This window comes from Cognatishimia maritima (assembly GCF_900129685.1).
In the GTDB taxonomy this organism is placed as follows: domain Bacteria; phylum Pseudomonadota; class Alphaproteobacteria; order Rhodobacterales; family Rhodobacteraceae; genus Cognatishimia; species Cognatishimia maritima.
On record NZ_FQWM01000002.1, the window covers coordinates 267,261 to 292,499 of the forward strand.

At 56.0% G+C, this 25,239-nt stretch carries 31 protein-coding genes; 20 read left to right on the forward strand and 11 right to left on the reverse strand.

Features of this window, described 5'->3' with window-relative positions; genetic code table 11:
- The first annotated feature begins 572 nt into the window (after positions 1–572).
- The 5 genes from ffh to bluB are packed head-to-tail and all read left to right on the forward strand — an operon-like array spanning position 573 to position 4,026.
- Positions 573–2,090 carry a signal recognition particle protein gene (ffh, locus tag BUA39_RS06725; protein ID WP_072792150.1) on the forward strand — a complete coding sequence of 506 codons (1,518 nt, stop codon included), beginning with the start codon at positions 573–575 and terminating at the stop codon, positions 2,088–2,090.
- Positions 2,091–2,630 carry a GNAT family N-acetyltransferase gene (locus BUA39_RS06730; protein ID WP_072792151.1) on the forward strand — a complete coding sequence of 180 codons (540 nt, stop codon included), beginning with the start codon at positions 2,091–2,093 and terminating at the stop codon, positions 2,628–2,630. It begins immediately after the preceding gene.
- A gap of 23 nt (positions 2,631–2,653) precedes the next feature.
- Positions 2,654–2,950, forward strand: coding sequence for a chorismate mutase (locus BUA39_RS06735; RefSeq protein ID WP_072792711.1), 297 nt, complete (start codon positions 2,654–2,656; stop codon positions 2,948–2,950).
- Between the two features lie 43 nt (positions 2,951–2,993).
- Positions 2,994–3,380: a 30S ribosomal protein S16 gene (gene rpsP / locus BUA39_RS06740; RefSeq protein WP_072792153.1), complete on the forward strand. Its 387-nt coding sequence runs from the start codon at positions 2,994–2,996 to the stop codon at positions 3,378–3,380.
- A gap of 16 nt (positions 3,381–3,396) precedes the next feature.
- Positions 3,397–4,026 (forward strand): 5,6-dimethylbenzimidazole synthase, encoded by a 630-nt coding sequence (gene bluB, locus BUA39_RS06745; protein ID WP_072792154.1) that lies wholly within the window; start codon positions 3,397–3,399, stop codon positions 4,024–4,026.
- Positions 4,027–4,042: 16 nt separating this feature from the next.
- Here the strand turns inward: bluB and BUA39_RS06750 are convergent, their stop codons facing one another.
- Positions 4,043–4,552 (reverse strand): DUF2867 domain-containing protein, encoded by a 510-nt coding sequence (locus BUA39_RS06750; RefSeq protein WP_242648548.1) that lies wholly within the window; start codon positions 4,550–4,552, stop codon positions 4,043–4,045.
- Between the two features lie 129 nt (positions 4,553–4,681).
- Here BUA39_RS06750 and rimM point away from each other — a divergent pair, with 129 nt between their 5' ends.
- Entirely contained in the window at positions 4,682–5,197 is a 516-nt protein-coding gene (rimM, locus tag BUA39_RS06755) for a ribosome maturation factor RimM (protein WP_072792713.1), read from the forward strand.
- Positions 5,198–5,217: 20 nt separating this feature from the next.
- On the opposite strand, the gene BUA39_RS06760 is transcribed toward rimM, so the two are convergent.
- Complete coding sequence (locus BUA39_RS06760) at positions 5,218–6,216, reverse strand: aminoglycoside phosphotransferase family protein (protein ID WP_072792158.1); 999 nt, start codon at positions 6,214–6,216, stop codon at positions 5,218–5,220.
- Positions 6,217–6,312: 96 nt separating this feature from the next.
- Between BUA39_RS06760 and trmD the strand changes: the two genes are divergently transcribed.
- A complete protein-coding gene (gene trmD, locus BUA39_RS06765) occupies positions 6,313–7,113 on the forward strand; it encodes a tRNA (guanosine(37)-N1)-methyltransferase TrmD (RefSeq protein ID WP_072792159.1) in 801 nt (266 codons plus the stop codon).
- Here the strand turns inward: trmD and BUA39_RS06770 are convergent.
- The 3 genes from BUA39_RS06770 to BUA39_RS06780 form a co-directional block, all read right to left on the reverse strand.
- Positions 7,106–7,879 carry a sulfite exporter TauE/SafE family protein gene (locus BUA39_RS06770; RefSeq protein ID WP_072792161.1) on the reverse strand — a complete coding sequence of 258 codons (774 nt, stop codon included), beginning with the start codon at positions 7,877–7,879 and terminating at the stop codon, positions 7,106–7,108. The genes trmD and BUA39_RS06770 overlap by 8 nt on opposite strands.
- A gap of 106 nt (positions 7,880–7,985) precedes the next feature.
- Positions 7,986–8,399, reverse strand: coding sequence for a hypothetical protein (locus BUA39_RS06775; RefSeq protein WP_072792163.1), 414 nt, complete (start codon positions 8,397–8,399; stop codon positions 7,986–7,988).
- 67 nt (positions 8,400–8,466) lie between these two features.
- On the reverse strand, positions 8,467–8,844 hold the full coding sequence (locus tag BUA39_RS06780; RefSeq protein ID WP_242648549.1) for a MarR family winged helix-turn-helix transcriptional regulator: 378 nt from the start codon (positions 8,842–8,844) through the stop codon (positions 8,467–8,469).
- A gap of 340 nt (positions 8,845–9,184) precedes the next feature.
- On the opposite strand from BUA39_RS06780, the gene rplS reads away from it, so the two are divergent.
- Positions 9,185–9,556 carry a 50S ribosomal protein L19 gene (gene rplS, locus BUA39_RS06785; protein WP_072792166.1) on the forward strand — a complete coding sequence of 124 codons (372 nt, stop codon included), beginning with the start codon at positions 9,185–9,187 and terminating at the stop codon, positions 9,554–9,556.
- An 11-nt stretch (positions 9,557–9,567) separates the two neighbouring features.
- Positions 9,568–9,789: a 50S ribosomal protein L31 gene (gene rpmE, locus BUA39_RS06790; protein ID WP_072792167.1), complete on the forward strand. Its 222-nt coding sequence runs from the start codon at positions 9,568–9,570 to the stop codon at positions 9,787–9,789.
- A gap of 100 nt (positions 9,790–9,889) precedes the next feature.
- Here rpmE and BUA39_RS06795 read toward each other — a convergent pair whose 3' ends face one another.
- Positions 9,890–10,309, reverse strand: coding sequence for a winged helix-turn-helix transcriptional regulator (locus BUA39_RS06795; protein ID WP_072792169.1), 420 nt, complete (start codon positions 10,307–10,309; stop codon positions 9,890–9,892).
- Between the two features lie 90 nt (positions 10,310–10,399).
- On the opposite strand from BUA39_RS06795, the gene BUA39_RS06800 reads away from it, so the two are divergent.
- The gene (locus tag BUA39_RS06800; RefSeq protein WP_242648550.1) at positions 10,400–11,143 is read left to right on the forward strand and encodes a YdhR family protein; all 744 of its coding nucleotides are present in this window, start codon (positions 10,400–10,402) and stop codon (positions 11,141–11,143) included.
- 119 nt (positions 11,144–11,262) lie between these two features.
- Here the strand turns inward: BUA39_RS06800 and BUA39_RS06805 are convergent, their stop codons facing one another.
- Entirely contained in the window at positions 11,263–12,426 is a 1,164-nt protein-coding gene (locus BUA39_RS06805) for a benzoate/H(+) symporter BenE family transporter (protein WP_072792172.1), read from the reverse strand.
- A 74-nt stretch (positions 12,427–12,500) separates the two neighbouring features.
- On the opposite strand from BUA39_RS06805, the gene BUA39_RS06810 reads away from it, so the two are divergent.
- Both BUA39_RS06810 and BUA39_RS06815 read left to right on the forward strand, forming a co-directional pair.
- Positions 12,501–13,022, forward strand: coding sequence for a helix-turn-helix domain-containing protein (locus BUA39_RS06810; protein ID WP_072792173.1), 522 nt, complete (start codon positions 12,501–12,503; stop codon positions 13,020–13,022).
- Positions 13,023–13,084: 62 nt separating this feature from the next.
- Positions 13,085–13,744, forward strand: coding sequence for an SGNH/GDSL hydrolase family protein (locus BUA39_RS06815; RefSeq protein WP_242648563.1), 660 nt, complete (start codon positions 13,085–13,087; stop codon positions 13,742–13,744).
- Between the two features lie 15 nt (positions 13,745–13,759).
- Here BUA39_RS06815 and BUA39_RS06820 read toward each other — a convergent pair whose 3' ends face one another.
- On the reverse strand, positions 13,760–14,896 hold the full coding sequence (locus BUA39_RS06820) for a trans-sulfuration enzyme family protein (protein ID WP_072792176.1): 1,137 nt from the start codon (positions 14,894–14,896) through the stop codon (positions 13,760–13,762).
- Positions 14,897–14,980: 84 nt separating this feature from the next.
- Between BUA39_RS06820 and BUA39_RS06825 the strand changes: the two genes are divergently transcribed.
- The 4 genes from BUA39_RS06825 to BUA39_RS06840 all read left to right on the forward strand — a co-directional run bounded on the left by BUA39_RS06825 (position 14,981) and on the right by BUA39_RS06840 (position 19,242).
- Positions 14,981–15,535: a pseudouridine synthase gene (locus BUA39_RS06825; protein ID WP_072792178.1), complete on the forward strand. Its 555-nt coding sequence runs from the start codon at positions 14,981–14,983 to the stop codon at positions 15,533–15,535.
- A gap of 138 nt (positions 15,536–15,673) precedes the next feature.
- A complete protein-coding gene (locus tag BUA39_RS06830; protein WP_072792179.1) occupies positions 15,674–16,483 on the forward strand; it encodes a division plane positioning ATPase MipZ in 810 nt (269 codons plus the stop codon).
- A gap of 267 nt (positions 16,484–16,750) precedes the next feature.
- Complete coding sequence (locus tag BUA39_RS06835; protein ID WP_072792181.1) at positions 16,751–17,773, forward strand: aspartate-semialdehyde dehydrogenase; 1,023 nt, start codon at positions 16,751–16,753, stop codon at positions 17,771–17,773.
- A gap of 131 nt (positions 17,774–17,904) precedes the next feature.
- Positions 17,905–19,242 (forward strand): C13 family peptidase, encoded by a 1,338-nt coding sequence (locus BUA39_RS06840; RefSeq protein WP_084604783.1) that lies wholly within the window; start codon positions 17,905–17,907, stop codon positions 19,240–19,242.
- 6 nt (positions 19,243–19,248) lie between these two features.
- Here the strand turns inward: BUA39_RS06840 and BUA39_RS06845 are convergent, their stop codons facing one another.
- Entirely contained in the window at positions 19,249–20,400 is a 1,152-nt protein-coding gene (locus BUA39_RS06845; RefSeq protein WP_072792184.1) for an amidohydrolase, read from the reverse strand.
- 110 nt (positions 20,401–20,510) lie between these two features.
- Entirely contained in the window at positions 20,511–21,161 is a 651-nt protein-coding gene (locus BUA39_RS06850; RefSeq protein ID WP_072792185.1) for a carbonic anhydrase, read from the reverse strand.
- Between the two features lie 141 nt (positions 21,162–21,302).
- On the opposite strand from BUA39_RS06850, the gene BUA39_RS06855 reads away from it, so the two are divergent.
- From BUA39_RS06855 to BUA39_RS06865, 3 genes are all read left to right on the forward strand, one after another.
- Positions 21,303–21,680, forward strand: a complete 378-nt coding sequence (locus BUA39_RS06855; protein ID WP_072792187.1) for a hypothetical protein — start codon at positions 21,303–21,305, stop codon at positions 21,678–21,680.
- A gap of 94 nt (positions 21,681–21,774) precedes the next feature.
- Positions 21,775–23,157, forward strand: coding sequence for a leucyl aminopeptidase family protein (locus BUA39_RS06860; protein ID WP_072792188.1), 1,383 nt, complete (start codon positions 21,775–21,777; stop codon positions 23,155–23,157).
- Positions 23,154–24,002 carry a C40 family peptidase gene (locus tag BUA39_RS06865; RefSeq protein ID WP_072792190.1) on the forward strand — a complete coding sequence of 283 codons (849 nt, stop codon included), beginning with the start codon at positions 23,154–23,156 and terminating at the stop codon, positions 24,000–24,002. The genes BUA39_RS06860 and BUA39_RS06865 overlap by 4 nt, the downstream gene beginning before the upstream one ends.
- On the opposite strand, the gene BUA39_RS06870 is transcribed toward BUA39_RS06865, so the two are convergent.
- Positions 23,999–24,352: a DUF2794 domain-containing protein gene (locus tag BUA39_RS06870; protein WP_072792191.1), complete on the reverse strand. Its 354-nt coding sequence runs from the start codon at positions 24,350–24,352 to the stop codon at positions 23,999–24,001. The two genes, BUA39_RS06865 and BUA39_RS06870, sit on opposite strands and share 4 nt — an antisense overlap.
- A gap of 353 nt (positions 24,353–24,705) precedes the next feature.
- Here BUA39_RS06870 and BUA39_RS06875 point away from each other — a divergent pair, with 353 nt between their 5' ends.
- Entirely contained in the window at positions 24,706–25,137 is a 432-nt protein-coding gene (locus tag BUA39_RS06875) for a c-type cytochrome (protein ID WP_072792193.1), read from the forward strand.
- Positions 25,138–25,239 lie beyond the last annotated feature (102 nt).

Consider the following 25,239-nt stretch of genomic DNA (forward strand, 5'->3'; position numbering starts at 1 on the left):
TCATGTATTTCCCGTCGTCCGCAAGTTTCTGAAACATATTACGCTTCTTTGTTTGCGATATCAGGATGACACCCGATAGCTGTGCAATAGATATCTTTGCAACGTCACACATCTTTCTGCGGCGACTGGGGATTTCTACGATGGTGCGAATGATATAAACGGCATACCAGCCCCTGAAACCGCTATTCTACCCCGACGCGAATGACGGTGTTTGATCCGCGTTCGGGAGAGACCCACCCAAAGTTTAGCTCCCATTTTCCGGTTCGCCTTCACCGGGTGGGTGATACCATACTTGGAGGCTCACGCGTCCCTGTAGAAATCCCCCCGCGCCTACAAACACCAGAGCAGCCACGCGCGTAATCGTTTGAATGACTTGACTCATCCCGGCACGCAGAGTATCCGCGCACACATTCCGGGAGTCCCACAAAGCTTCCGGTCCTAGGCAGATAGCCAGGATCGCCCCCCGTCAGCGAGTTTCGCCCACGGGGGCCTTCGTGCATTTGCTCTGGTGTCAGGTCGGATCGTGCCTATCTTCGGTCCATGTCGAAACGGTCAATAAGGAGCCGAAAAAGATGTTTGAGAATCTAAGCGAACGCCTTTCCGGGGTCTTTGACCGTCTGACGAAACAGGGTGCGCTGTCTGAAGACGACGTCAAAGCCGCTCTACGAGAGGTCCGCGTTGCCCTGCTAGAGGCAGACGTTTCCTTGCCGGTGGCCCGCGACTTTGTCAAAGCGGTGCAGGACAAGGCGACAGGTCAAGCCGTGACCAAATCGGTCACGCCCGGCCAACAAGTTGTGAAGATCGTCCATGACGAATTGCAGCATGTTCTGGCAGGCAATGATGACAATCCGGGCGAGTTGAAAATCGACAACGCCCCGGCGCCGATCCTAATGGTCGGTCTGCAGGGTTCTGGTAAGACAACCACAACCGGTAAGCTGGCCAAGCGCCTGAAGGAAAAGAACGGCAAACGCGTTCTGATGGCCTCACTGGACATCTACCGCCCAGCGGCGATGCAGCAGCTTGAAATTCTTGGCACCCAGATCGGCGTTGATACGCTGCCCATCGTGGCAGGCGAATCCGCAGTTCAGATCGCCAAACGCGCCAAACAGCAAGCGACGCTGGGTGGCTATGACGTCTATATGCTCGACACTGCGGGTCGTTTGCAGATCGACGAGACCCTCATGCAAGAGGTCGAAGATGTTCGCGACGCGGTGAACCCGCGCGAAACGTTGCTCGTGGTTGACGGCCTAACAGGTCAGGTCGCTGTTGAAGTTGCCGAAGAATTTGACGGCAAGATCGGCATCTCTGGCGTGGTCCTGACCCGTATGGATGGTGACGGTCGTGGCGGTGCGGCGCTGTCGATGCGTGCCGTTACCGGCAAGCCCATCAAATTCGTCGGTCTCGGCGAAAAGATGGACGCCCTGGAAACCTTTGAACCAGACCGGATTGCAGGCCGAATCCTTGGCATGGGCGACATCGTCGCCTTGGTCGAAAAGGCACAAGAAACCATCGAGGCTGAACAAGCCGAAAAAATGATGAAGCGCTTCCAGAAGGGTCGCTTCAACATGAACGACCTAAAGATGCAGCTTGAACAGATGATCAAGATGGGCGGCATGGAAGGCGTCATGGGCATGATGCCCGGCATGGCCAAGATGAAGAACCAAGTCGCGGCTGCAGGCATGGACGACAAAGTCCTGAAACAGCAGATCGCCCTGATTCAGTCGATGACCAAAATCGAACGCGCCAACCCACAAATCCTGCAGGCGTCCCGCAAAAAGCGGATTGCAGCGGGCGCAGGCATGGATGTGTCTGACCTTAACAAGCTTCTGAAAATGCAGCGCCAAATGGCGGACATGATGAAGAAGATGGGCAAAATGGGCAAAGGCGGCATGCTGAAACAAGCCATGAAAGGCATGTTCGGCAAAGGCGGTATGCCAGACATGCCAGCTGGCATGGACCCGTCCGCAATGGACCCAAAAGCCCTAGAAGCGGCTGCTAAACAGCTTGGCGGCAAAGGCATGGGCGGCCTTCCCGGTCTCGGTGGAAGCGCATTGCCCCCTGGTCTCTCTGGCTTTGGGAAAAAGAAATAAGTGACCAACACGCCCACCATAACCACAGACCGCCTGATCCTGCGCAAGCCAGCGGCGCGCGACGTTGATACTGTCGTGGCGTTTTTCTTGTCTGACCGCGCAGCCCATGTGGGCGGGCCATATACACTTGGCAAAGCATGGCGACAGTTTGCGGCAGAGGTGGGTCATTGGGACCTGCTTGGATTTGGCATGTGGGCGGTCACTACAAAAGAGAGCGATCAGATCATTGGCCTTATCGGCCCTTGGTGCCCGGCAGATTGGCCTGAAACTGAAATTGGCTGGCTGATGTTTGAAGGTTCCGAAGGCAAAGGTTACGCCTTTGAAGCTGCCCAAGCGGCCGTGCGCCATGCCTATGAGGTGCTCGGTTGGGAGACCGCTGTCAGCTACATCGACCAGGATAACAAACGGTCTATCGCCTTGGCGGAGCGTTTGGGCGCAGTTTACGACCCAGAGGCGCCGCAGCCGAAACCTGATCAGCCGTGCCTGATCTACCGCCACCCGCGCCCTGAGCCCGACGGAAGTGTGGAGGCCTACGCATGATCGACCATCCTCAGGAGACACCAATGACGGACGCCGCAGAACGCGCAGCTGAACTGCTGAAAGAGCACCGCGACAGCATTGACCGCCTCGACGCGATCCTTGTCTACACATTGGGTGAGCGCTTCAAACACACACAGGCTGTCGGCAAATTGAAAGCCGAACATGACCTCCCGCCTTCCGACCCGGCCCGCGAAGAACTGCAAATCGCGCGCCTTGAAGATCTGGCGAACCGGGCCCACCTGGACCCCGATTTTGCCAAGGCTTTTCTGAATTTCATCATTCAGGAAGTCATCCGACATCACAAGAAACACCAGGAATAACAGAGCCGAGGCTCTGCTCACGCCATCATAGGAGAAACACACCATGGCAATGAAAATTCGTTTGGCCCGCGGCGGCTCTAAGAAACGTCCATTTTACCGTATCGTTGCAGCGGACAGCCGCATGCCACGCGACGGCCGCTTCATTGAGAAGCTGGGCACCTACAACCCGCTGCTGCCAAAAGACAGCGAAGAGCGCGTCAAGCTGGACCTAGAGCGCGTCAAATACTGGGTTGGCCAAGGTGCACAGGTCACTGACCGCGTTGCACGCTTCCTCGAAGCGGCTGGCGTGAATGAAAAAACCGAGCGCAGCAACCCTAAGAAAGCGGTTCCAGGCAAGAAAGCCCAAGATCGCGCAGAAGAAAAAGCCGCGAAAGCAGCTGAGGCAGCGGAAGCTGCAGCAGAAGCCGAAGCAGCACCTGCAGAAGAATAAGAAGGGCGGGGTCGGAATGCAGTCTTTTTCCAAAGACTTCCAATCCGAATTGACCCGACTTCTTCGGTGGCGGCGTGATGTGCGCCGCTTTCGCACCGATCCGGTGGACGAGGCGCTCTTGTCAGAGTGCCTCGACGCCTTTCTACTCGCCCCCTCCGTTGGCCTTTCAGAACCTTGGCGCGTTGTACGTGTCGAAAGCCAAGCAGCGCGGGCGGCAGCTTATCATAATTTCGAAGCCGCCAACCAAGAGGCACTTGCCGGTTATGCTGGCGAGAAAGCCAAGATCTATTCAGGTCTGAAGCTTTCCGGCATGCAGGATGCTCCGGTGCAGCTGGCGATCTACTGCGATGAAAGCACCGCAAAGGGCGCAGGGCTTGGCGCGAAAACCATGCCAGAGATGCGCCGCTATTCGGTTGTGGGCGCGATCAACCTGTTTTGGCTGACAACACGCGCACGCGGCTTGGGTGTGGGCTGGGTTTCCATCCTCGACCCGAAACAACTTTCCCAAGACCTGAGCATTTCGAAGGACTGGTCCTTGGTGGCCTACCTTTGTGTCGGCTGGCCGGAAGAAGCCTCAAACACGCCGGAACTTGAACAGCTTGGCTGGGAAGACCGCCGTGGCGACCTGCCGATTGAAAGGCGATAGCAAAACGCGATTGCGCTTAGCCTCGCGACAGGCGCTTGAACATCGCCCGGACAATCCATCGGTGAGCCACACCGACGGGGAGCATGTAGACTCTGCCAAACCAATTGTGGACGCAAACCGACGACGTCACCAATAGCTCTCCCGTATCCGTCGAAATACAGGTCATGACATCAAGGTGGCGGTCTCGTGCTGTCAGGACCAGACAGCTGTCTTCAATGTGCTCTACGAGAAAAAAATCTAGGTGTGTCCCGACTTGGACGTTTTGGGCTGAGCCTCCACTGAAACCGCCGATCTTCTTGACGCCAAATAGGGCAGAAATTGCATCGCGCACTCGAAATGCCGTCTGCAAAAATGGCACAGGAGTTCGCATGAGGCAGTTCCACGCCTCTAATGCGGTCATATCGTGGGGCATCTGTGTTCTTTGCTCATCGTAATAATAAAGCTGTGATACCGGCTTGAGCAGCCAGATGTTGGTATCCGGCAAAAGAAACATTTCGCCTTTTGATGACATCTTTGAAATTGTCAAAGAACGGTATCCTTTCAGTTCGCGCGACGTCGCGCTTCAAAATATGTCTGCCCAGCCCTTGCGCGCATGAATTGCAACCACCCGAATGAAAAGGTATCACCTCGCTATATCACAGAGGTGACGACTGTCATGGCTAATGTAAATGATCTAATTTGTGTAGGAGCCATCGGCGGCGCTTACGGCGTGCAGGGCGAGGTGCGCCTGAAAAGCTTTACGGCAGAGGCCCAGGCGATTGCGGATTATGCTCCGCTTTCGACCGAGGACGGCAGTCGTGAATTTGACCTTGTCATCACGCGTACGATCAAAAACGGGCTTGCTGCACGCGTGTCAGGGGTCATCACGAAAGAGGATGCCGATGCCCTAAAGGGTACACAGCTTTATGCGCCGCGTGACCGTCTGCCGGAACTGCCTGAAGATGAGTTTTACTATACCGACTTGATCGGGCTAGAGGTCCGCGACACGGGCGGGACTGTGTTGGGCAAGGTCAAATCTGTGCAGAACAATGGCGCGGATGACCTGTTGGAAGTGCACGGGCCCGGATTGAAAAACACCGTCCTTCTGCTTTTCACGCGAGCGGTCGTTCCAACAGTGGACCTAAAGGCAGGTCGCATTGTGGCGGACCCACCGGCCGGGCTTTTTGATTAACGAACGGCACCCAGCCCGCATTAATATCCCGCCTCGCGCAAAGATCGAAAGATGTGCTTCATGGCTTTGAATCGCACTTTGGTCCGCGCGCCTTCCTCGGTTTGCCGTGACCAATCTCTCAGGATTTGGAAGGCAAGGCAGAGGGCAAGCACCGGCGTGTCTCGTAAATCACGCCCATATCCGATTGCCAGATTGTCCCAATCGCTTTCTGCTATTCCGCCAAGCCCAGCACTGCCGGGCGCAGTTTCAAACCGGTAGGCCACGCGCGTCATCAGACGCACAGCATCCAGTTCAACCGGCCCTTGGCCCCTGCCGGTAAAGTCAATGGCAAAGAGGCCCTGCGACCCATAGATGAAGTTTCGTAAATGCGGATCACCATGCAAAGTCGCAGTAAGGGCGCCGTGGCCTTCGGTCGCGCGTATCAGCCTGTGAATCATGGCGCATTGCCCCAAGAACATGCGGGGCGACGGGGGCGACAAATACCCTTGCCGCGTTTGCTCTGCCAGGTTCCGCGCCACGCGTCCCATCCAGCTAAAGGACGAGTTTCGCTGCCCGTTCGACCCAAAGTGATCTTGCGTCGCCTTGTGAAACTGTGCCAGCCAACCGCCGCAGTCCTGCAAGACATCGGCCCGCTGCTGCGCCGGGTTCGGCGCATAATCCAGCCGATCAAACGCCGTCGGGCCGGGCACATACTCCAACAGGTGCGCCCTTTCCTTTTCAGAGTTCCAAAACTGCTGCGGTACTTTGTAGGTCGCTTCAGACGCCATCGCCATCTGCGCTTGAGCGAGAGCGTCAGACACGCGCCGAAAGTCAGCAACCGACAGCCCGGGTTCATATTTTAGAACATAACCCTGATCGCGGCCTGTTTGCGCCAGCAATACGATCTTGCCGTGCTTCCCGTTTTCTGCTGTCTTAATCGGCCAAACGCGTGATGACTCTGCCAAAGCTGGCGTGCCGACCTCGGTCAATGCGCGCGACATGATCGACCGCGCCTGCGTTTCCAGTGAAAAATGGTCCAAGTTGCAGCTGCTCTGATTGGGCTCTTGTCATAATATGCGTTTGGCTTACCGCCTTGCCCTTGCTAAAGCAAACACAGCAAAAATGGGCCTGCGAATATGAGCGAACCAAAAAACAAATCTCACGGTCGCAAGTCGATTTCCGTGTCGTTCAAACCGCGGGAATTGATGACGCATAATCCGACTTTGGCGAATGCATGGACAGCGCGGATCATCACGTTGTTTCCGCAGGCCTTTCCCGGCGTGCTGGGCGAAAGCCTGACCGGCAAGGCGCTGAAAGACGGGAAGTGGCAGATCGAAACCACGGACCTACGTGTTTTTGGCGATGGCAAACATCGCAACGTCGACGACACACCGGCAGGCGGTGGCGCGGGCATGGTGCTGCGCCCCGATGTGCTGGGCAAAGCCATCGACCATACACTGCGTGGTGTGCGCGGCACGGTGCCGCTCGTTTATCTTAGCCCGCGCGGAGCACCCTTCACACAGGCCATGGCGCGACAATGGAGCCAATGTGACGGGGTTACGTTGCTCTGTGGCCGGTTTGAAGGCGTCGATCAGCGCGTGCTGGACCACTACAATATCCAAGAGGTCTCGCTTGGGGATTTTGTCCTGACGGGCGGAGAGATCGCAGCACAGGCGATGATTGATGCGACCGTGCGGCTGCTGCCGTCGGTGCTAGGCAATGCCGATAGTATCGAGGACGAAAGCCACTCCAACGGGTTGCTGGAACACCCGCAATACACGCGCCCGACCGAATGGATGGGCCGCGAAATTCCCGAAGTTCTGATGTCAGGTCACCACGGGAAGGTCGCCGCATGGCGGCAAGAACAGTCTGAGGCACTGACCAAGGCACGCCGCCCGGACATGTGGGAAAAGTGGCTCGCCAGAAAACCTAGCTGAGTAGACCCTTACGGATCAGGTTCAACCCCGCAAGGATCAAGACCACCAGCGTGACTTTGCGAAAGACATTCTGGTCCAGCCGGTCTTGGATACGAAACCCGATCCACAGCCCGATCATGGCAATCGGCAGGAGCGCGGCAGACAAAGGCGCGGTGTCGCGGTTCAGGATGCCTGATTGCAAATGCGCGGTGATCAACGTGATCGAGCCCAGACCATAAACCACACCCTGCACGACCATCTGCTTTGCCTTGGGTGTGTCAATCGCCATAAGGTAAAGCACAGTCGTCGGGCCCCATGTCCCGGCAAATCCGCCAAGAACACCGGAAATAATACCAAGCCCCCATTCAGCGCGCCGCCGATACTTTGGCGCGACAGTCATTCTTACACCAGCCAGCTGCAGAACGGACAATGCGACGACCGGGATGCCAAGGACCCAATAGAAAACCGTCGTCGAAATATGCGGCACCAATTGCGCCGAAAGCGCGATAAATACGCAGACCACAAGCAAATACCGCCAATACTCCCGCGCGGCCTCAAGTGCAGGGGTGACACCCTTGCGGAAGGTTTGGAACAGATTGCTTAGGACCGTCGGCAGCAACATAGCCGCAATCGCCAGCTTTGGGTCGGTCAATGAGCTGATGCCTGAAACAAGGATCAAGGGCATGGCAAATCCGATGGCCCCCTTCACGACCCCCGCGATCAATGCCACGCCAAAAGCCAGCAATAGGGTGATCGGTCCGATCTCAGATACTACGCCTAGGTCCATGGTCACTCCGCGCGTGGGGATGCGAAATAGACCCCACGCGCAGCACCCTGCGGATATGTGCGCAGAATTCAAGCCGCAAACGGCACGCTGCGATCCATTGCGCCGATCAATCGTCTGTGGATTTGGCAGACATCTTTGCCATGAACTCTTCTTTGGCCTGGTGCCCAAGCATCGCCGGATAAGCCAAAGCCGTTAGAGTCAGGACACCAAACTTGTTCAACGCGGCGAAGGCCAAAGCGTCGATAAACCAACTAAGTGGCACGGCGGCTGGTCCCCAGAATTCGGGCAGCTGTACAAAGCCCGCGATAAACCATTGCCCCGTTACTGCGTGCAACAAAAGCCCGATCCAGAACCCAGCGCAATAGGGGCAGCGCCATTGTTCATAGAGAGTCTGCAATGGGCGAGGCAACACACCTAGAAGCCGCGAGAACCAAGTTCCCCAATGCGGCAGGTGTTCCCACAGCAGCATGTGTAATGAGACCCCAAGGATGAGGGTTGGGATATTGAGTACGTCTGTCATTTTACTTTCCTTAAGTTAGCCTAACTTACATTTAAGCGCTTAGAAACCGCATACCGGTGGTTTCGTTTCACTCATTCGTCGAATTCAAACGCGCGGCCACCCGTTCATAGACCGCTTCGCCCTGAGCCATCAAAGCCCGTCCCGCGTCGGTCAAAACAATATGCTGCGCGCGTGCATCAACTTGGCACTGAAAGCGCGTCACCAATCCGCGTCCTTCAAGCTTGGCGATCATCGTGCTGGCAGAGGCTTTGGTCACTCCGAGCGTCGCGACAATGTCCTGAAGGTGTTGCCCGTGCGCGTCCTCGATCCGCATACGGTCTTCTTCGGCCTGTACTGCCGAGAGATACTCAAACTCATTGAAACTCAGATCGAGTTTGCGCGCCGCCGCCGTCCATTCGCGATGGGCAAGCCTGTGGATGCGGTGTATGTGCTCTTTGGTCATCATCATGAGGCACAAATAAGTTAGCTAACCTAACCATTCAAGCCCCATTTGCTAGAAAACCCAGTGAAAGTTGGGTTTAGCCAAAACGGTACGCTTGCCAAACGCCTCGTCTTATCCTACACCCCGCCTGTCCGAGGCTCGTTTGAGTCGTGCGGACCTGTTTTGGTTTGGCTAACCGCTTTTTCTTCGAAGGGGCCGCCGGGTGAAACAGCACAAATAAGTAACGACGGACACCCTCTGGCGGGCGCTCTTGAATGAAAGACGCGGACCCGGTGAAGACACAGAGTTCTTGGACGGCACCTAACTTCGTGGGCAAACCACGGGCAACATAGGAGATGGTCATATGGACCTGATCGCACAGCTCGAGGCGGAACAAATCGCCTCCCTGGGAAAAGACATCCCAGACTTCAAAGCGGGTGACACCATCCGCGTTGGCTACAAAGTGACCGAGGGCTCCCGCTCTCGTGTTCAGAACTACGAAGGCGTCTGCATTTCCCGTAAAAACGGTGCAGGCATTGCCGGTTCTTTCACTGTTCGCAAGATTTCCTTTGGTGAAGGCGTGGAACGTGTGTTCCCACTGCACTCCACCAACATCGACAGCATCACCGTGGTTCGCCGTGGTCGCGTGCGTCGCTCCAAACTGTACTACCTGCGCAGCCGTCGTGGTAAGTCCGCACGTATCGCAGAACAAACCAACTATAAGCCGCAAGCGTAAGGATTGGTCTGATGAAAAAAGATACGCACCCAGATTACCACTTCATCGACGTCAAAATGACCGATGGCACCATCATCAAGATGCGCTCCACCTGGGGCAAAGAAGGCGACACAATGTCCTTGGACATCGACCCATCTGTGCACCCAGCATGGACAGGCGGCAACTCTCGCCTGATGGACGCGGGCGGCCGTGTTTCCAAGTTCAAAAAGAAATACGAAGGCCTGGGCTTCTAAGAGCTTTCACCTTATCGATTTCGAAAACGCCGTTCCCTCTGGAGCGGCGTTTTTTGTTTGGCGTGCCAGTTCATGACAGAGACGAGTGCCCGGTACGAAGTTATTGTGCGATTTCGTCATTTTCGCGGATTGCAGCTTCGAATTTCGCCCTGTCCGACTTCACAGTGTCATAAGCTTCATTCTTTGGGCTGTCCGACTCGTTATAAGCGCCTCCCCAAAGAATAATTTCTGCCAACACTGGCGCGAGGTCTCGGCCTTTCGGCGTCAACTCGTAGATTGAGCTTCTCCAGTTGGCCGGGTTCTTTCGCTTTTCGACAATTCCATTGCTTTCGAGATGCCTCATGCGTTGCGCAAGAATATTCGTTGATATCCCCTCCCAACCATCGAGCAGCTCTGCATAAGTCTTTGCGCCCCTAATTGCTAGGTCGCGCACGATAATCAAAGACCATCGATCTCCGAGTACGCTTAGCGCGTAGTCAATCGGGCAGCCTGACAGATTTCGTTTGGATTTTGTACTCATTCTCTTTCGATAGATTATCTACTTGCATTTTGCAATCACATCGATCAAACACCTATCAACTTGCATATTGCAAGTTGATAGGAGATAATGATGCATACTTCAAACCCACCCCATGAATACAAGCTCTCGCGTCGCGCGCTACTGGTAGCTAGCGCCGGAGCGGCCTTGGCACCTTCAATTATTCGAGCAAAGGAACACCAAATGACACCAAAAGCGTTCGTTTACACCGAAGTCGCGATTTCGGTCCCATTCGACAAAGCCCCGTGGCCAACCATCAACGACGAAATCAAGAAACAACCCGGTTTCTTAAACAAAACGTGGTTGCACGGGCATGGGACTGGCTCAATCGGCGGGTTTTACTCATTTGACAGTCTTGAAAATGCGCGCAGTTTCGTCACCGGATATTTCCCGACCGAGCCACGCTCATTTGGCGTCGCTCACAACACACGCGTGTTCGACGCTGCGATCGTTCGGGAAGCCAGCGAAGACTTGGGCGCAGTGCATTATGGGGCTGACCCCAAAGCAAAACCGGGTGCATTCGTCTACACTGAACTACAATTCTCTCAGCCATTTGAGAATTTTGATTGGCGCTCCCGCAACAGCCAGCTGAAGCAGGTGCCCGGTCTACAAAGTAAAATTTGGCTCAGCGGATTGTCCACACATACTCTTGGAGGTTTCGACGCGTTCGACACCGTCGAACATGCGCTTGACTACGCTATCAACCAGTTCCCTGAGGTCGCGCGCAACCTTGACGCTGCATTCTATACAAGAGTGTTCGATGCGACGACTACAGAAGTTGCAAGTCGTCAGATGCAATCACCATTTTATCTTTGAGTTTGCTGTTGTGTTGCGCCTCGGTTCAGTCCGAGGCGCAACCGCTGCGAATGCAAATATAGAATTTCTGCGCTCGTGATTGACGCGCCAAACAATTGTTTATCGCTGAGCAAAGCGCGTCAATTTCGCCCCCTCCGATCCAAAACACCCTTCGCCACCAACCCCAGTAACAGCCCCCAGACGGGTGCGCCGATGTTCAGGAAACTCACGCCGCTTACGACCATCATAAAGGTCAGCACCGCCGCGTCGCGGTCTTGGGTATCTGTGATGGCGGCCGAAAGGCTGGAAGTGATGATCCCCAACAAGGCAATGCCGGCAATCGCCAGAACCAAAGCTTCTGGTGCCATCAGGAACAGGCTTATGACGGTTGCGCCAAACAGGCCTGCGATCAAATAAACCACGCCTCCGATAAGAGCGGCTTTGTACCTCTGCCCTGGATCAGGATCGGTGTCTGGCCCGGCGCAGAGCGCGGCGGTGATGGCTGCGAAGTTGAAAGCGTAGCCGCCGAAAGGTGCTAGGATGAGGGATGTCATCCCGGTGACAACCAGTGTCGCGGAGACAGGCGGCTCATAGCCTGCTGACTTCAGGACCACAACGCCGGGCATATTCTGCGAGGTCATCGTGACCAGATAAAGCGGCAGACCGAGGCTGATCATCACGGCCCAGTTGAGATCTGGCATCACGAACACTGGCGTCGCGAGGTCCAAAGACACGCCCACCGCAGGATTGTACTGACCGGTTGCCGCGCAGAATGCGGCCCCAACAAGCAACACCGCCGCAACCGTCACCTGCGGAAACCAAAGCCGCCCAGCAAGCCATGTGGCGAGCATCATCAAGACCATCGCCGGGGCTTGTTCCATGGCTTCGAATGTCCCCAATCCAAAGCGAAAGAGGATACCCGCCAGCATCGCATTTGCCAGCGCCGGAGGGATCAAGCGGGTCAAGCGCGCGAAAAGTCCCGTCGCGCCGGTGAGGACCAAAAGCACAGCACAGAACAGGAAGGCACCAACCGCTTGCTCTAGCGGGATGCCTTCGGCTGAAACGGCAATCAACGCGGCCCCTGGCGTCGACCAAGCGGTGAGGATGGGCATTTTGTAACGCAGAGCGAGGATGAAGGAGCTGACCCCCATCCCGATGCCCAGTGCCCAAAGCCAGCTATTGGCCTGTGCTTGCGTTGCGCCCAGCGCCTCGATGGCGGCAAAGATCACAGCGATGCTGCCGGTGTAGCCCACCAAGGCCGGCAGAAGGCCCGAGGTGACATGGGTTAGTTTCAGTCCAAACATCCTTGGCAACCTTTCTGACCTTGGCGGCATCCCTTTTGTGCGTTATAACGCACGATAATTGGAGATGTCTACGGATGAAAAAGAGCAGCACCGATATTCAGATCAATTTGAAAGCCATCCGCGGTGAAGCCGGCCTCAGCCTGTCCGCGACAGAGGCGCTAACAGGCGTCAGCAAGTCCATGCTGGGTCAGATAGAGCGCGGCGAAAGCAGCCCCACAATTGCAACGCTTTGGAAACTATCCAAAGGACTGAAATGCCCGCTTTCTGCGCTCATCACAGAACCGCCTGAAACGGCGTATCAGTTTCAGGACAGCATCTCTGGGCAGACCCTTTTCCCTTTTGATCCGGCGCTCGGTTCAGAGACCTTTGTTATTGGTCTTGCGCCCGGTCTTAGCCACGAATCTGCCGCACACCGTGCGGGGGTGATTGAGGACATCTATGCCATTGATGGCGACTTCGAGGTCTTTATTGACGGCACCTGGCAGACAATCCGCAAGGGGGAGGCAAAAAGATTTGCCGCCGACCAGCCCCACGGCTACCGTAATCTCGGCCCATTTCCTGTGCATTTTCACAATACGATGCATTATCCAAGCTGATTAAAGCCGAGATTTTTATGAACAAAAGATTTTTCGCCCCGATAGTATTGCCGCTTTTTTTGATGAGCTGTGTGCAACCCACCAGTGCCCCCGAAGTGACCCGTGGCCCGCGTATTCTGGCGATGGGGGATTCGATGATGGCCGCGCACAAAGTGTCCGGGCGGGCGGTTGCTGATCATGTGGCGCGCGCCTTGAACGAGCCGATCAAAGACCATTCCATGATCGGGGCAAGCATGTCCTATGCGCTGCCCATCACCGGTGCGATGGGGTTGAATATTTCCAAACAATTCCGAGGCGGCCGCTGGGATTGGATTGTCCTGAATGGCGGCGGCAATGACCTATGGCTCGGCTGCGGCTGCCATTCTTGCGACAACAAGATGGAAAAGCTGATTTCGGCGGATGGGCGGATTGGGAAGATCCCAAGCCTCGTGGCGCGCCTGCGTGGCTCTGGCGCACAGGTGCTTTGGGTCGGCTATCTTCGCAGTCCCGGACGAGGCAGCCCCATTGAAGGCTGTCGCGAAGAAGGCGATGAACTGGAACGCCGCCTCGCAACGATGGCAGAGACGACCTATGGGGTGCATTTTGTCTCCATTGCCGACTTGGTCCCATTTGGGGACCGGTCTTATCACGGCATCGATATGATCCACCCGTCTTTGAAAGGCAGCGCAGAGATTGGACGGCGCGTGTCAGACTACATCCGCGCAGTTGACCCCACGCGCTAGGGTCGGTTGGCGGTGCTACTGCCCTAAGGCCTGTGCGAAATCGTCAATCAGGTCCTGAACATCCTCGATCCCCACAGAAAGCCGCAAAAGATTTTGCGGCAGCCCGGTATGGGATTCAACCGAATAGCGATGCTCTACAAGGCTTTCGACCCCACCCAACGAGGTCGCACGCACAAAGAGGTTCAGTCGACCAGCGACCGCAAGAGCGTTTTGCATGTCACCTTTGACCAGAACTGACATTAGTCCACCAAAGCCACCCGTCATCTGGGATTTTGCCAGTGCGTGTGCGGGGTGCGTTGGCAGCCCCGGATAAAGCACGTCCTCGACGGCAGGGTGATCGGCAAAATAAGTGGCCAAGGCTTGCGCGTTCTCACTCATCCGTTCCACACGCAGGGCCAACGTGCGCATGCCGCGCATCAGCAACCACGCCTCAAACGGGCCAAGCATTGCGCCCGAGTCCGCGCGGTCCGTGCGGATCGCCTCCCAAATCTCGCCCTGCTCGCGGCAAGACAAAACGCCACCCAAAACATCTGAATGCCCGTTCAGTGCTTTGGTCGCAGAGTGCATGACGATATCCGCACCAAGCGCCAAAGGTTTGCTGAGGATCGGTGTCGCTGCCGTTGCATCGACGACCAGAATGCCACCATTTGTATGGGCGGCTTCGGCGGCCTTGGCGATATCAGCAATCTTCAACCAAGGGTTTGACGGCGTTTCGACAAAAACCAGATCGACCCCATCCTGACAGATCGCGGCCAAAGCCTCTGTGTCGCTCGCATCGACGGTCAGCAACGTGATGCCGCGCCGCTGGCAAAAGGCCTGAATCCATTTGGTTGTGCCCCAATAGATGCCGTCTTGCAAAACCACGCGCGCGCCGTTGGGCAACCATCGAAAGGCTGCTGCAATGGCCGCCATGCCCGAGGGGAAAAGTAAGGTTTCGGCCGCACCTTCAAGCTTTTGGATGACCGCCTCTGCCTGCCGCAGGTTTTCACTGTGGGGCCGCAGGTAAATGTTATCTGGATTGTGCAGACCATAGTCGCTGTCGCGATAAAACGTCGTTGCAGGCTGAATTGCTGGGACAACACCGCCGCTGCTTTGGTCTTTGGCACCCCCAGCATGGGCCACCCAGGTTGCCGGCTTTACATCATGTTCCATCGCACGCTCCTTTGCGGCAAGTTAGATGACGAAATTTACCGCTCTGCAATAGCCAAGCGGTGGCGAACTCTGTAAAGCCACCACATGTCCAAAGTCATCCTGTTCAACAAACCCTTTGATGTGCTGTCGCAATTCACCGATCGCGGCACCGAAGGCAGCCCACGGCGCACCCTGTCTGATTTCATCTCGGTGCCCAATGTCTATGCCGCCGGTCGGCTGGACCGCGACAGCGAGGGCCTGCTGCTTTTGACGGGTGACGGCAAGCTTCAGCACAGGATCGCGGACCCAACGAATAAGATGTCCAAATGCTATTGGGCGCAGGTCGAAGGCGTGCCTAGCGACGAGGCGTTGGAACAGTTGCGTAGCGGTGTAAAACTCAAAGACGGGATGACCCGCCCCGCCAAGGCTGCGCGGATGGAGCCGCCCGCGACGCTGTGGCCCCGCACCCCGCCCATTCGGTTTCGCAAGAACGTGCCCGACAGTTGGATCAAGATCACCCTAACCGAAGGGCGCAACCGTCAGGTGCGCCGCATGACAGCGGCCATCGGTCACCCGACCTTGCGGCTGATCCGCTACCGGATCGGCGCATGGACGATTGATGGGATCAACAACGGCGACTGGGTTGAGATTGAGGTCTAAGTGACCTTTTGCACCGACAAACCTGTGGATAACCGCATCCATCGCGCTTCCCCTATTGCACACCACAACATATAGTGTAGCCACGCAGCCTCGGGCATTGGGACCGAAGCGAAGACGAAGACAAATGGGGATCGACGCATGGCACATATTATTGTCGTGGGGAACGAAAAGGGCGGCGCGGGCAAATCGACGGTATCGATGCATGTCGCAACAGCTTTGGCCCGCATGGGACATCGGGTTGGCGGCCTTGACCTTGACCTGCGCCAACGCACCTTCGGGCGCTATGTCGAAAACCGGAAAGCCTTTTGCGAAAGCGCCGGATTGGAGCTGCCAAGCCCCAGCTACCACACCCTGCCCGATATTGATCCAAGCACGGTGAAAGACGGCGAGAATATCTATGACTTGCGCCTGTCCGCCGCTGTGGCAGCGCTGGAGCCGGAAACCGATTTCATCTTGATCGACTGCCCCGGCAGCCATACCCGCCTCAGCCAGGTCGCGCATTCTTTGGCAGACACATTGGTGACGCCGCTGAACGACAGCTTTGTCGATTTTGATCTATTGGCGCATATCGACAGCACGGGTGAGAAGATCCTCGGCCCGTCGGTTTATTCCGAAATGGTCTGGAACGCACGCCAGCTGCGGGCGCAAGCCGGACTGAAACCCATCGACTGGATCGTTGTGCGCAACCGGCTTGGGGCGCAGCAGATGGTCAACAAGGAAAAGATGGGCAAAGCGCTTGATCGCCTTGCCAAGCGTATCGGATTCCGCACCGCACCGGGTTTCAATGAACGCGTGATCTTCCGCGAACTCTTCCCGCGCGGTCTGACACTGCTTGATTTGAAAGATATCGGGGTCAAGCAGCTCAATATCTCGAATGTGGCCGCACGTCAGGAACTACGTGAGTTGATCAAGGCGCTGGACCTGCCTGAGGTGGCTGCGGATTTCTAACCGCTTTCTCGCAATTTCGACCGTTATCTTGGAGAATCACACGCAAGCGCCCTTGCGCGGCCTTTGGCGGCGCGGCGCTTAGAATTTGCGACACCTGCTAAAAATGCGACTATCGCGGAAATCCATCCGCTAGGGCGCACAAAGCGCGCGCTACGGGTGAGATATCGTTGATCGAAATGCCCCATATCACAGGAATGCGTGGGCATTGGCCTTTTGTCCTGTGGAAAACAGCGCTAATAGGGCGCGTCCGAATAATGGAGATTTACAATGGGCTATCGCGTCGTTGTCGTTGGCGCCACAGGCAATGTGGGCCGCGAAATGCTAAACATTCTGGCGGAACGCCAGTTTCCGGTTGATGAACTGGCCGCTCTGGCGAGCCGTCGTTCTCTCGGCACCGAGGTTTCTTTCGGCGATAAAACCCTGAAAACCAAAGATCTGGACACCTTTGATTTCACCGGTTGGGACATGGCGCTGTTTGCGGTCGGCTCAGAGGCGACAAAGGAATATGCGCCCAAGGCGGCAGCTTCGGGTTGTGTCGTGATCGACAACTCGTCGCTCTACCGCTACGACCCTGACGTGCCTTTGATCGTGCCTGAGTGTAACCCAGAGGCCGTGCACGGCTATTCCAAGAAAAACATCATCGCCAACCCCAACTGCTCCACCGCGCAGATGGTTGTTGCGTTGAAGCCCTTGCACGATCGCGCAACGATCAAACGCGTTGTTGTGTCGACCTATCAGTCTGTCTCCGGCTCTGGCAAAGAGGCGATGGAGGAACTGTGGGATCAGACCAAAGCGGTCTATAACCCAACACAAGACGTGCCAGCCAAGGTCTATACCAAGGAAATCGCCTTCAACGTGATCCCGCACATCGACGTCTTCATGGAAGACGGTTCCACCAAGGAAGAGTGGAAGATGGTCGCGGAAACCAAAAAGATCGTCGACCCCAAGATCAAAGTCACAGCAACCTGCGTGCGCGTGCCTGTGTTCGTGGGCCACTCCGAAGCGGTGAACATCGAGTTTGAAGAGTTCCTCGACGAAGACGAAGCACGTGACATCCTGCGCGAAAGCCCGGGCATCATGGTGATCGACAAACGCGAAGACGGTGGCTACGTGACCCCGAAAGAATGCGTCGGCGACTTCGCAACTTTCATCAGCCGTATCCGTCAGGACAGCACGATTGAAAACGGCCTTAACCTGTGGTGCGTCTCTGACAACCTCCGCAAGGGTGCCGCCCTGAACGCTGTCCAGATCGCAGAACTGCTGGGCCGTGAGGTTCTGAAAAAGGGTTAAGTTGCCTTTGTTTGAGTTCTAGAGGCCCCGTCTGCGAAGGCGGGGCTTTTTTGTTGCGAAACTTCTGTTCTAGCGCCTCGAATCTGCCAGAATATCGTGCATAGTTACCTTTGATTTTTGAAGGTCATATTATGCGCAACAGTTTCATTTCGACGTTTCGTCTTCTTACTTTCCAGTCCCCTGTTACACCGGGCTTTAGTTATAGCGCCAAAGTCGCCACCATCGCGGTGCTTTTTAATATTGCACTTCGCTTGTCGCTACAGTTCATAGCGGCCCAGCCGTCCGCCGCATTTGATCTTTGGGGCATTCCTTATTTTGTCACAGTCGTGACTGCTGAATTGGGTTTGCTATTCAGTTTCATAGTCTTGATCGCACGCAGGGTAGCACCTTCACAGGTAATAACGGCGTACTGCCTATCTGCTTCAGTATTTTACTTGTTGGCAACGGGTCAGTTACTCTTTGAAGTCTCGGACCTTTGGCTGCAATGGATAAACTTTGCGATTGGTTGGGTGTTTGCAATATTTTTCAGCCTGCGCGTCAGGAAATTTGTCCTCAATGGCAGCTGGCGCCTGTCGGCGACAATTTTGGTTTCCCTTATTGCAACAGGCATCTTGATCACACCCTACTGGGAGTACAGAGCCGTTTTCTTTTCAGAGAAGCTGCAAGATGAACAAGCTGAAACACAATATTCAAGAGTGCCACTAGAAGACCTTTACTACGCACAAGAAAACCTAATGGCTACGCAACTCGCGAAGCTACAGACCCGCCAGTCAAATGCGCCACATCTATTCTCAATCGTTGCAGGTGGCACCGCACATCAAGGTGTCTTTCGGCGTGAGGTTGAAAAGATACCACCGATCCTGACGTCTCGCTTCGGGGAAAACTTAACCCAGCTACAGCTCCTCAACTCAAACACCGAGCCTTTCAGCTATCCGCTCGCCAACAAGCACAATTTGCGACGTGTTTTGAGCGAAACGGCAAAGGCTATGAATCCTGAAATTGACTTGGCATTGATCTACCTGTCTTCTCATGGCTCTCCGGATCTTTTCAGCCTGAGTTTTTGGGATGCGTTCACCACCGACATGTCGGCCCAAGATTTTTCTGAAATGTTGGATGCCTCCGGCATTCAGAACGCGATCATAGTGATCTCTGCTTGCTACGCAGGGTCGTTCATCGACGATATTTCAAACCCCGACCGCGTCGTCATAACAGCGGCGGACGCGAAAAGTACGTCCTTTGGTTGTTCCGACGACAGCGAATGGACATGGTTCGGGCGTGCGTATTTTGAAGAGGGCATCGCGGAAACACCGGATTTTCTGGCAGCGTTTGAAATCGCCAAAGACCGCGTTCAAGCATGGGAAATAGAAGGCGCGTTGTCGCCTTCTAATCCGCAGATTTTTGTGGGCGAGCATATGCGCGCAAAAATAGAAGCTTTCAGTAGCGTTCAAAGCGCGGCATCCATCCAGTAGGCGGCGCTAAGTGGGCCCTAACAAATCGCGCGCGATCTGGTGGAACAATGCCGCCCCGACCGGAATCAAATCGTCGGGAAAATCGTAGTCGGGATTGTGGAGGGCCGCGTGGGTCTCTCCTGCGCCGAGGCAGAGCATCGCGGATTTTGCCGACCACCCGAAGACGCCGAAATCCTCTGATGCGCGCATTGGGATGCCTGCGTTTGTGCTCGGAATGTCCAGAGTACCCGCTGCCTTGAGCGCGATTTCAGTTGCCTCTGTGTCATTGATCGACGCGGCGAAGTCGTCAAAAACCTCAACCTCCAAGCCAAGTCCGTGGCGCTTGGCAGCATCTTCAAGGATTGTGTTCGCCTGATCAGCAAGACCCGCCATCGCCGTGTCTTCCGCCGTGCGTAGCGTTGCAAAGAGATGCGCCTCACCCGGTGATATCCCAAAGCTGGGTGCCCCAACCGAAAGGTGCGTCAGGGTCACCAGTTGAAAACTGTCATCAAGTGCGCCGCCCTGGCCCAGCGCGGTCAGCGCAGGGATCAATTCTGAAATCGCCTGCATCGGCGACGTGCCATCCTCGGGCATGGCGGCATGGGCGGTTTTGCCTGTCAGATGAATGCGCAGACCGCGCGAGGCGCAGTTCATCAATCCCGGACGCGTTGCAAGTTGCCCCAAAGGGATGCCTGGTAAATTATGAATTGCGAAGGCCCAGTCAGGTTGGATGTCGGCAAACCGCGGGTCCGCGACCACCGCGCGCGCGCCGCTGCCATCTTCTTCAGCGGGTTGGAACAGCAGGACCACTCGACCCTTGGCAACAGGCTTGCGCCGCAACAACCGGCCCAGCGCCAAAAGCATGGTCATATGGCCGTCGTGCCCGCACAAATGCCCCTGCCCCGCGATCTCAGACCGCCAGGCCTTTTCTGAAATCTCTTGAATGGGCAGCCCGTCCAATTCTGCGCGAAATAGAACGGTCGGCCCATCCAGACCGCTGTCAAAAACCGCCGCCACGCCATGCCCGCCAAGGCCTGTGATGATCTGTGTAGGAGACAATGCGTTCAATGCGCGTCGTACCGTCTCAGCCGTCTCTTGCTCCTGACCAGAGACCTCCGGGCGGCGATGCAACGCGCGTCGGAGCTCCGTCAGTTCCATCAAATCGCTGTTTGTGAGCATTCTGGTGCCTCCGCCTTTGCCGAGACCCTGACATGTAGCGACCCTGATGAAAAGCCAGAGACGAAAAAAGCGCCCCGTGGGGCGCTTCTCAGGTCAATCTGCAAAGTTGATCACAGAGCGACAAAGGCTTTCTTTTCAGAGTCATAAACCTCGACACCACCAGCCGCGATGTCGTGCCATGCACCGTGCAAGGTCAATTGACCGGCTTCGACGCGGTCTTTGACAAATGGGAAGGTCAGCAGGTTCTCGAGCGAGGCCAGAACCGCATGTTTTTCAAACTGGCGCGCCTGATTTTTTGGATCTTTGATATCAGCGACCTTGGAAAAGCGTGGCTTCAAGATATCCATCCAACGGCCCACAAAGCTTTCCTTGGCTTCAAGATGCGGCGCGTTGCCTTTGCACATGTCAATGCAGCCCTGAACCCCGCCGCATGACGAATGGCCGAGCACGATCACATGCGCCACTTTCAGCGCGGTGACCGCATATTCGATGGCTGCGGATGTCCCGTGGTGATCACCATCTGGCGCATAGGGCGGAACGAGGTTTGCGATATTGCGGTGGATAAAGAATTCGCCCTGATCTGCACCAAAAATCGACGTCACATGGACCCGGCTGTCACAGCAGGAAATCACCATCGCGCGCGGGTGTTGGCCTTCTTCACCAAGGTGGCGGTACCAGGATTTGTTGTTCTCATAGCTGGTCGCTTTCCAACCGTGGAAGCGTTGCACCAGATAGCTCGGCAGAGGTTTCGCGTGTTTCATTGTCCCTCCCATGATTTTGGGTTCTGCCCCTGTTAAAGACAATTTGGGTCATTTTCGAGAGAAATTTTGCGGCCTTTGAAACGATAGCATAACGCCAACTTCCTAGATTTGCGCCGGGGCCACAGCAAGAAAGGCAAAGCCATGGGAACAGTTGACGTTCTTTTCAATAATGAACCCATCCAATTGGAAAGCGCAAAGGTGCTTAAATTGAACAAAGCGCTTGGACCGAAACGATCGCAGATCATTGTGACCAATGCCATGGAAGATGTTGCAATGCGGATGAGCCATAGTGAGGCGTTGTTTCAGCAGGGCGATTGGGAAGGTCTTGGCAAGGCGGTCAGAACCATCGGAAAGATCAGCGGCCAAATCGGTATGCGATCGCTTTCTGCGGTCTGTGACGCCGCCTCTATCGCGCTCCAGAACGGGGATGCACCAGCCATCGCGGCCACTTACGCTCGATTGCTGCGCGTCGGCGACCAGAGCCTTTCAGAGCTTTGTGAACATCGTGATTTTCCCTGAGATCTTCTTCGATATTTTCCCGTGACAAAGGGCTTGCAGAGGTCGCCGATGTCGATAGGCTGAGGGGAAGTGACCTACATAAAAAGAAGCGCATATGCCTCCGACTTTCGCCACCCCCACCGCTGAAACACTGCCGCTCTATGTCGTGGAACATGACAGTTTTGAGCCATGGCAAGCGTCGCTTGATCCTGCGACGCGGGCTTGGGTTCAGGCCACGGATTTCAAACCGTCAATTGGCGCGGTTGCGCTGTTGCCCGGGGTCGATGGCACAATTGCGGCAGCAGTTGTTGGATACGGCAAGCCAGCAGAACGTGCGCGCGGACGGTTTGCCTTGGCCGCAGCTGTCGCGAAGCTCCCCGCGCGCGTTTTCTATTTTGAAACGACGCCGGAAGGTTTCGATGCCGAAACCGAAGCTTTGGGTTGGCTGTTGTCATCTTATGCGTTTGACCGCTACGCCAGCGCGCATGGCGCGAAAGCCGAGCTGATCTGTCCAGACGGCGTAGACGCCACGCGCATTGAAGCGATTGCCGCTGGTGAAATCCTGACCCGCGACTTGATAAACACCCCGGCCAATGACATGGGGCCGGATCAACTTGAAGCGGCGGCGCGGGCCCTTGCTGATCAATTTGGCGCGGCAATTATGGTCTGCGCCGGCGACGACCTTCTGGCGCAAAACTTCCCGATGATCCATGCCGTCGGGCGCGCGTCGACCCGAGCGCCGCGCCTGCTGGACATGACATGGGGCGATGCTGGCCCAAAACTGACCTTGGTGGGCAAAGGGGTTTGCTTTGATACAGGTGGTTTAAACCTGAAGCCCGGCAACTCCATGGGTTTGATGAAAAAGGATATGGGCGGGGCCGCTACGGTGCTGGGTCTGGCGCATATGGTCATGGCATTGAACTTACCGCTGCGTCTTCGGGTGCTTATTCCGGCGGTGGAAAATTCCGTCAGCGGCAATGCCTTCCGGCCCGGCGATATCCTGACCTCGCGCAAAGGGCTAACGGTTGAGATCAACAACACCGATGCCGAAGGGCGGTTGGTTCTGGCGGATGCGCTGGCGCTGGCTGCTGAGGACACCCCCGATCAGATCATTTCGATGGCGACGTTGACAGGCGCGGCGCGCGTGGCGGTTGGCCCTGACCTTTCACCGTTTTATGTCGATGATGACGCGGTCGCAAATGCGCTGATGCAGGCCGGGGCCAAGGTTGCTGATCCCCTGTGGCGCATGCCGTTCTGGGACCCCTACGAAAGCATGATCGAACCGGGCATCGCCGATCTGGACAATGCACCAAGCGGCGGTTTCGCCGGGTCGATCACTGCGGCGCTTTTCCTTCGACGTTTTGTCGAAGGCGGGCGTTACACGCATTTTGACATCTACGGATGGAACCCAAGCGCAAAGCCTGCGCGCCCCAAAGGAGGCGTGGGCATGGGCGCGCGCGCCATTTTGGAAGCTCTGCCAGAGGTTCTTGGATTATGAAAGACCGGCGGCTGACCCCTGCCAATAAACGCGTTGCGGACCCTGCTTTGCGGGCAGACTGGCCCGGCGTGACCTACGTGGAGCCTGAACCATTGGCGGTGCATTGGCCACTGGTTGATCTGATGAACGCGCCAGAAGGGCACCGGGACCGGCAGCTATTGTTCGGCGATACGGTCGGTGTCTACGAAACCCACGACGGTTGGGCCTTTGTGCAATCAGACAAAGACGGCTACGTCGGCTATGTCCCACGATCTTCGCTGGTTGCCCGTCCTGAAGCAACGCATCGTGTATCTGCCGCAGCAACGCATGTTTATGAACAGCCACAATTCAAATCACGCGACCGCATGCGCCTGAGCCATGGCTGCAAGTTGCACGCGCTTGGCAGCGAAAGCGGGTTTCTAAAAACGGCAGATGGTTACATACCCGAGGTGCATTGTGCCCCGGTAGACACCTATTCCCCCGACCCGGTCAGCGTTGCGAAAACCTTTCTCGACACGCCGTATCTTTGGGGGGGCAATAGCAGATTTGGCATCGATTGTTCCGGTTTGGTGCAAGCGGCCTTTCTGGCCTGCGGTCTGCCCTGTCCTGCCGACAGCGACATGCAAGAGAAATCTTTGGGAGAAGAGCTGCCCGATGACGTGCCGTTGCAGCGCAATGACCTCCTATTCTGGAAAGGCCATGTTGCATTGGTCGTTGATGACACGCGGCTGATCCATGCAAACGCACATCATATGGCTGTTACCTTTGAAGGCATCCAAGCGGCGATTGAACGGATTGAACAACAAGGCGATGGTCCGGTCACGCAGCGTAAGCGCGTCACCTTGTCTGCCGAAGGGACAGATTAGTCGAGATCCACCGCACGGATCAGCTTTCGCTCGAGCACCCGCAGAACCGTTTTCAGGTCATGCCCGCGCTTGAGTATCTGCCCATCCATTCCAATCACTGCGTAAAGCCCCTGCCGATTGCGCAGCTTGGGGCATTTTTCGATCCGGTAGAGCGGATGCTCTGCCGTGCGACGAAACACCGAAAACACCGCGACATCTTTCAGATGCGAAATGCCATAGTCGCGCCACTCTCCGGCGGCGACCATACGGCCATAGAGTGAAAGAATCATATTAAGCTCAGTACGATGAAAGGCCACTTGCGTCGGCGTGGCGCGATCTCCGGGGAAAGGTGTCATTGGAGACATGTTCATGTGATTAGATTCGCCTCGAAACGAAATAAAATCAAGCCTGCCTCGAATTTGCCGCAGATAAATCTGCAAATCGCCTCTGACCTTCCCCGAAAGCGCCCAAGGAGCGCGCGACAAAAGGATCAGCGAAGTTACCGCTACCCCGACGACGTGCATTTTCTTGCCCCCACCCAGTCGCGTCGTCGGGGGCTCTATTCCCCCCAAAAAAATTTCCGTGACTTCTGGAAAACACACCTCAGCTTTATGAGCGGTGCCGCGCCAGATGCGTTTGACTTTTGAGACGAGGACAACATCTTTCTGCGAAGGTGACTGCTGCGGCGCCCACCGACGGTAAAAGTTACGATAAAGGATGTGGTATGAAGGGTCTTGTTTGTTGCGTGGTTCTCTCGCTTTCTCTGGGTGGTGTCGCGATCGCCCATCAGGGCGTCATGGACAGCCAAGTCAAGGCTTGGATGCACGCGATGGGTGAGGCGGGCAAGGCAAGCAAGGTCCTTGGCAGCATGACGCGCGGGGCGGCTGACTACGATCCAGAAGCAGCACAAGAGGCGCGTGAACTCCTGATCACCGTTGCAGCGGATATTCCTGCCCTGTTTGAAGTACCACGACACGACCCTGTCAGCGAAGCACTGCCCACCATTTGGCAGGATTATTCCGACTTTACTGAAAAAGCCGAGGCCATGCGCATTGCTGCAGAGGCCCTGGATGTAAGCAGCCCCGAAGGCCTGCAACAGGGCCTTCGAAATCTCGGGCGTAGCTGCAGCGGTTGCCACCGGGACTACCGTGAATAACCCCTATGCGACGCAACTGTGAGGTTTCCCGTCGCAGAGCGTGTTGAATCGTTCTGCCGTTTGACGCAGAGTCCTGACAAATCATTTGGAGGATCAAAAATG